This is a genomic window from Dietzia sp. UBA5065 (assembly GCA_002415925.1).
Taxonomy (GTDB): Bacteria; Actinomycetota; Actinomycetes; order Mycobacteriales; family Mycobacteriaceae; genus Dietzia.
This window is the reverse complement of record DIAZ01000140.1, coordinates 1-6261: the sequence shown is the minus strand read 5'-3', so window position 1 is coordinate 6261 and position 6261 is coordinate 1. Positions and strand designations below refer to the sequence as shown.

At 73.8% G+C, this 6261-nt stretch carries 5 protein-coding genes; all 5 read left to right on the top strand.

The genetic code is table 11. The annotated features are described in order from the left end of the window. The coding region (locus B4M60_RS11115) for a DNA glycosylase AlkZ-like family protein (protein ID WP_291083692.1) at positions 1–3037 on the top strand (3037 nt) is incomplete at its 5' end. An 86-nt stretch (positions 3038–3123) separates the two neighbouring features. Next, positions 3124–4050, top strand: a complete 927-nt coding sequence (locus B4M60_RS11110; RefSeq protein WP_291083688.1) for a cation diffusion facilitator family transporter — start codon at positions 3124–3126, stop codon at positions 4048–4050. A gap of 32 nt (positions 4051–4082) precedes the next feature. After that, positions 4083–4559 (top strand): GNAT family N-acetyltransferase, encoded by a 477-nt coding sequence (locus B4M60_RS11105; RefSeq protein ID WP_291083685.1) that lies wholly within the window; start codon positions 4083–4085, stop codon positions 4557–4559. Positions 4560–4596: 37 nt separating this feature from the next. Next, positions 4597–5472: a DNA-formamidopyrimidine glycosylase family protein gene (locus tag B4M60_RS11100; protein WP_291083682.1), complete on the top strand. Its 876-nt coding sequence runs from the start codon at positions 4597–4599 to the stop codon at positions 5470–5472. Further along, a complete protein-coding gene (locus B4M60_RS11095) occupies positions 5469–6224 on the top strand; it encodes an SDR family oxidoreductase (RefSeq protein ID WP_291083679.1) in 756 nt (251 codons plus the stop codon). Before B4M60_RS11100 ends, B4M60_RS11095 begins: the two co-directional genes overlap by 4 nt. The last annotated feature ends 37 nt before the right edge of the window (positions 6225–6261 follow it).

Below are 6261 nucleotides of genomic sequence, written 5' to 3'. Positions count from 1 at the left end.
GATGGTCTACGAGTCGCGGGTCGGTGACGTGTTCGCGCTCGGGGCGTCGAGCTGGCGCGTGGAGGAGATCACGCACGACAGGGTCCTGGTCACCCCCGCCCCCGGCGGGACGGGACGGCTGCCGTTCTGGCTCGGCGACGACCAGGGCCGGCCCGCCGAGCTGGGGCGCGCCCTCGGCGGGTTCCTCCGCGAGGTGGGCGGCGGGTCCCACGACGAGGTGGTCTCCCGCCTCGACGCCGCCGGGCTGGACCTCAACGCCTCGACCAACCTGCGGCGCTACCTGGCCGAGCAGCGGGAGGCCACCGGCCACGTCCCCAGCGACACCACGCTCGTCGTGGAGCGGTTCCGCGACGAGGTGGGCGACTGGCGGATCGTCCTGCACTCGCCGTTCGGCGCCCGCGTCCACTGGCCCTGGGCCGAGGCGGTCCGCGCGCGGCTCGCCGCCGCGCACGGGTTCGACGCCGTGCCGGTGGTGTCCGACGACGGGATCATCCTGCGGGTGCCGGACACGATCGACGACGGCGAGGTGGGCGCCCGCCCGGGGGCCGAGCTCTTCGCGATCAGCGCCGAGGAGGCCGTGGACCTGGTGACCCGGCACGTGGGCGGGTCGGCGCTGTTCGCCTCGCGGTTCCGGGAGTGCTCGGCGCGGGCCCTGCTCTTCCCGCGCCTCGACCCCGGCCGGCGGGCCCCGTTGTGGCAGCAACGGCAGAAGTCAGCGCAGCTGCTGGACGTGGCGCGCCGCTACCCCGATTTCCCCATGATCCTCGAGGCCGTCCGCGAGTGCCTGCAGGACGTCTACGACGTGCCGGCGCTCGAACGGCTGCTGGGGGAGATCGAGTCGCGGACCGTGCGGATCGTCGAGGTGGACACCCCGAGCGCCTCGCCGTTCGCCCAGTCGCTGCTCTTCGACTACGTCGGCGCGTTCCTCTACGAGGGCGACTCCCCGCTGGCAGAGAAGCGGGCGGCGGCGCTCGCGATAGACCCGACCCTCCTGGGTCAGCTCCTGGGTCGCGTGGAGCTGCGGGAACTGCTCGACGCCGAGGTGCTGGATTCGATCGAGCGTCGGCTCCAGCACCTCGAGCCCGAGCGCGCGGCCCGCGACGCCGAGGCCGTGGCGGACCTCCTGCGTCTGCTCGGCCCGCTCACGGCCGGGGAGGTCGCCGAGCGGTCGACCGATCCGGAGGCGGTGCCGGGGTGGCTGGCCTCGCTGTCCCGGGCGCTGCGCATCGTGTCCGTCGAGCACGCGGGTCGGACCTGGTGGGCCGGGGTCGAGGACGTGAACAGGCTCCGAGACGGACTGGGCGTGCCCCCGCCGGCCGGGGTGCCCTCGGCGTTCCTCGGCGACGTGGCGGACCCGCTCGGCGAGCTGATCCGCCGGTACGCGCGGACCCACGGCCCGTTCACCGTGGACGCCGTCGCGGGTCGATTCGGGTTGGGCGTCGCGGTGGCCCGCGGGGTGCTCGACCGGCTGACCTCGTCGGGGACGCTGCTGGCGGGGGAGTTCCGTCCCGGCGTCACGGGTTCGGAGTGGTGCGACGCCGAGGTGCTGCGGCACATCCGCCGCCGCTGCCTCGCGGCGTTGCGCAGCCAGATCGAGCCGGTGTCGCACTCGGCGCTGGCCCGGTTCCTGCCCGGCTGGCAGGGACTGGGGGCGGCGTCCGGCCCCGGCGTCGGCCCCGGCGTCGGACCCGGCGTCGGCCCCGGCACGGAGTCCGGCGTCGACGGCGTCCTGGCGGTGATCGAGCAACTCGACGGGCTCGCGCTGCCCGCCTCCGCCCTCGAGCCGCTGGTCCTCGCGCCCCGGGTCTGCGACTACTCCCCGGCGATGCTCGACGAGCTCCTCGCGGGGGGCGAGGTGATCTGGAGCGGGCGGGGCCGGGCGGGATCCCGCGACGGCTGGGTCTCCCTGCATCCGGCGGACACGGCCGGGGCGACGCTGCCGCTCGATCGACCGCAGCCGGACGGGGCGGTCCACCTCGCCGTCGTCGACTCCCTCCGCGGCGGCGCCCTGTTCTTCCGCGACGTGGTCACCAGAGTCAAGGAGGCGGCGGCGGTCGCGACGGCGGGCAGCGCCGGTACCGAGGGCCCCGCCACCGAGACCCCCGCCACCGGGACCCCCGTGACCGAGGCGGCCGTCCGCGACGCGCTCTGGGACCTGGTGTGGGACGGCGCCGTCACCAACGACACGCTCGCCCCGCTGCGCGCCGTGCTGGCCGGCGGTGGGTCCTCCGGCTCGGGCACCGCGCACCGCTCGCCGCGCTCGTCCGCCAGGCCCCGCCGGGCTCGGCTGGGGCGGACCACCATGGCGCAGCTGGGGGGTGCGATGGCCGCCGGCACCCGCACCCCGCCGGTGGTGGCCGGTCGCTGGTCGCTGGTGCCGGAGCCGGTCACCGACGCGACGGTGCGCGCGCACGCCTGGGCCGAGACGCTCCTGCTCCGGCACGGCGTGGTGACCCGGGGGGCGGTCGAGGCCGAGGAGATCCCGGGAGGGTTCGCCGCGGTCTACAAGGTGCTGGCACAGATGGAGGACTCGGGCCGCTGCCGCCGCGGCTACTTCGTCGACGGACTCGGCGCCGCCCAGTTCGCGGCCGGCAACACGGTCGACAGGCTTCGCGGCTTCGACGACACCGCCGACGACGCCCGCTGGCCCTCCGGTGCCGAGGACCCGGTCGTTCGGGTCCTCGCCGCAACCGACCCGGCCAACCCGTACGGGGCGGCGCTTCCGTGGCCCCCGGGCGCCGACGGCGGGTCCGGGCACCGGCCCGGCAGGAAGGCGGGTGCGCTGGTGGTGCTGGTCGACGGGCTGTGCGCGCTGTTCGTCGAACGTGGCGGCAGAACCGTCCTGGTGCTCGACGAGCGTCCCGAGGCCGTGCCCCTCGCGGCGTCCGCACTCGTCGGGGCCGTGCGGTCGGGCGCCGTCGGCCCGCTCACCGTGACGACCGTCAACGGCGAGCCGGTGCACACCTCGCCCGTCGCGGCGGCCTTCGAGTCCGCGGGCTTCGGGATCACGCCCAAGGGGCTGCGCATCAGGCGGTGACCCCAGCCGCACCACCTCCGCATTGAGGCCCGCCGCGAGACGGGTTAGAATATGCGCATTGATGCATGTGACGCGAGGGGGCTCGAATGGGTGCCGGACATTCACACGGGCCCGGCTCCGCGGGCGACCGTCCGACGGGTCATGCCGGGGCGCGTTTCCGGGAGGCACTCGGGGCCGCGTTCGCGTTGACGGCGGCGTTCTTCCTGGTCGAGCTGGTCGCCGGCCTCGTCTCCGGCTCCCTGGCGCTACTCTCCGACGCCGGGCACATGGCGGCCGACGTGGTGGCACTCGGCGCCGCGCTGCTGGCGACGGTGATCGCCGCGCGCCCGGATACCACCGGCCGCCGCACCTTCGGCCACTACCGCATCGAGATCTTCGCCTCCGGGCTGGCGGTCCTCATCATGCTCGGGATGGGCGTCTACGTCCTGGCGGAGGCGATCCGCAGGGCGGGGTCGCCCGCCCCCGTCGCGACCGGGACCATGCTGCTGGTCGGAGCCCTGGGTCTTGTCGTCAACGTCATCTCGCTGGTCCTGCTTCGTGGCGGGTCGTCCGAGAGCCTCGCGGTGCGCGGCGCCTATCTCGAGGTGGTGGCCGACGCCGCCGGATCGGTCGGGGTGATCGCCGCCGCGCTGCTCATGCGGGCCACCGGCTCCACGGTGTGGGACCTCGCGGTGGCCGTGGCGATCGCGGTGTTCATCGTGGTGCGAGCGGTGATGCTCGGCCGGCAGGTCGTGTCGGTGTTGGCGCAACACGCGCCCGCCGGGGTCGATCCGGCGGCGGTGGAGACCGGACTCGCCGCCGTCCGGGGAGTCGAGGAGGTGCACGACCTGCACCTGTGGACTCTGACCTCCGGCATGGACGTGGGCACCGTCCATCTGGTGGTGCACGCCGACGCCGGCCACGCCGAGGTGCTCGACGAGGCGCGCGTCCTGCTCGAGGGGCACGGGATCGAGCACGTGACGGTGCAGATCGAGACCTCCGGTGCGGTCGGGTGTCGGGAGCTGGGATGGTGAGCCGGGGCGGTGGTCCGGAGGGCGCGCCGGGAATGCCTCTCCGGCCGCTCCCCGACGCCGAGGCCCCGCTTCTGGTCGAGGCCACCGTGATGAACGTCAACTGGTCCGGCCGACAGCTCGTCACCGCGGCGGACGTCGTTCGTGAGGCCGACCTCGCGCGGTACACGGTCCTCGACCGCGCTCGGGGCGACGAGGCGTGGGTGGCGGGCGATCGAGGCTCGGTCGTGGGGCTGGTGTGGTACCTGTTCCTCGACGCCGCCGACCCGGGGTACGGCTACGTGGCCGACGAGGTGCCGGAGCTCTGTGTCTGTGTGTGGCCGGGCCATCGCGGCGCCGGGTTGGGGGAGCGGCTGGTCCGGCATGCCTGCGATCGTGCGGCCGATCGGGGGGTGACGCGGATTTCGCTCAGCGTCGAGACGGGGAATCCGGCACGGCGGTTGTACGAGCGGCTCGGGTTCGTCGACGTCCCGGGCGCCGACGAGGGCACCATGGTCCGCACACTCACCTAGGGCCCGCGCCGGTCCTGCAGACGAACGGGGGTCCGAGATGCCGGAAGGCGATTCCGTCCACCGGGCGGCCAAGCGGGTCCGGGAGGCGCTGGCCGGCCGGACCCTGGAGCGGGCCGAACTCCGCGTCCCGCGGTTCGCGGCGGTGGACCTGCGCGGCAGGACGGTGGAGACGGCCAGGTCGAGGGGAAAGCACCTCTTCGTCGTCGTCGGCCCCGACGCCCTGGGTCGCGACCCCGTCACCCTCCACATCCACCTCAAGATGGAGGGCCGGATCCACGTCCATCCCGCCGGGCAGCGGTGGCGGTTCCCCGGTCACACCGCGCGGCTGGTCCTGGCCGCGGACGGCACCGAGGTGGTGGGCACCGAGTTGGGGTTGTTGCGCGCGCTGGACCCGGCCGAGGCCGAGCGCGCCGTCGAGCACCTCGGCCCCGACCTGCTGGGCGCGGACTGGGATCCCGAGGCCAGCGTCGCGGAGGTGCTGCGGCGGATCTCGCGGCGCCCCGTCCGGACGATCGGGGAGGCGCTGCTGGACCAGCGCAACCTCGCCGGGATCGGCACGGTCTACCGCGCGGAGCTGTGCTTCCTGCGCGGCCTCGATCCGCGCGACCCGGTCGAGACGGTCGCGGACCTGCGTGCGGTGGTGGTCCTCGCGCGGCGGCTGCTCGTGGCCAACGCCGACCGCGCCGTCAGGGTGACCACGGGCGACACCCGTCGTGGTCGCAGACTGTGGGTGTACGGGCGCGACGGCATGCCGTGTCGTCGGTGCGGGGCCCGGGTGGAGACCTTCCGTCTGGGGGGCCTGGCGGACCCGGACGAACCCAGCGATTCGCTGGACCGAATCGCCTACCGTTGCCCGTCCTGTCAGCCGCGTCGTGCCACACTGGCCCGACCATCATCGGAGGAGAACACGTGACCGAGCGCAAGACCATTCTCATCACCGGAGCGAGTTCGGGTCTCGGCGAGGGCATGGCTCGCCGCTGGGCGGCGAAGGGCAGGAACCTCGCGCTCTGCGCCCGTCGCCTGGACCGGCTCGAGGAGCTCCGCGCCGAACTCCTGGCGGCTCACCCCACGATCACCGTGGCCGTCCGCCAACTCGACGTGGCCGACGGCGATGCCGTGGAGACGGTCTTCCGGGAACTCGACGCCGAGCTCGGGGGGATCGATCGGTTCGTGCTGAACGCCGGCCTGGGCAAGGGCGCGTCGATCGGCACGGGAAAGGCCCACGCCAACAGGGAGACGGCGATGGTCAACGTGATCGGCACGCTCAACCAGGCCGAGGCGGCGATGGAGCTGATGCTCGCTCGAGGTGAGGGCCACCTGGTGTTCATCTCCTCGGTGAGCTCGCTGCGCGGCATGCCCAAGGCGCAGAACACCTACGGCGCCACCAAGGCGTTCGTCTCCTCGCTCGCGCAGGGCCTCCACGCGGAGCTGGACAGCGCGGGGAGCCGGATCGTGGTGACCGACATCCTGCCCGGGTACATCCGCACCGACATCAACCGTTCGGTCAAGACCCCACTCATGACCGAGTTCGACCAGGGTGTCGACGCTCTGGTCAAGGCGATCGATTCCGAACCGACCCGCGCGCTCGTGCCGACCACGCCGTGGATCGCGATCGGCCCGCTGCTCTCCCTGCTCCCCGAGAAGGTCAGCCGCAGGTTCGTCTGACCCGTCCCCTCAGAAGGGCTGTCTCTTATACACATCT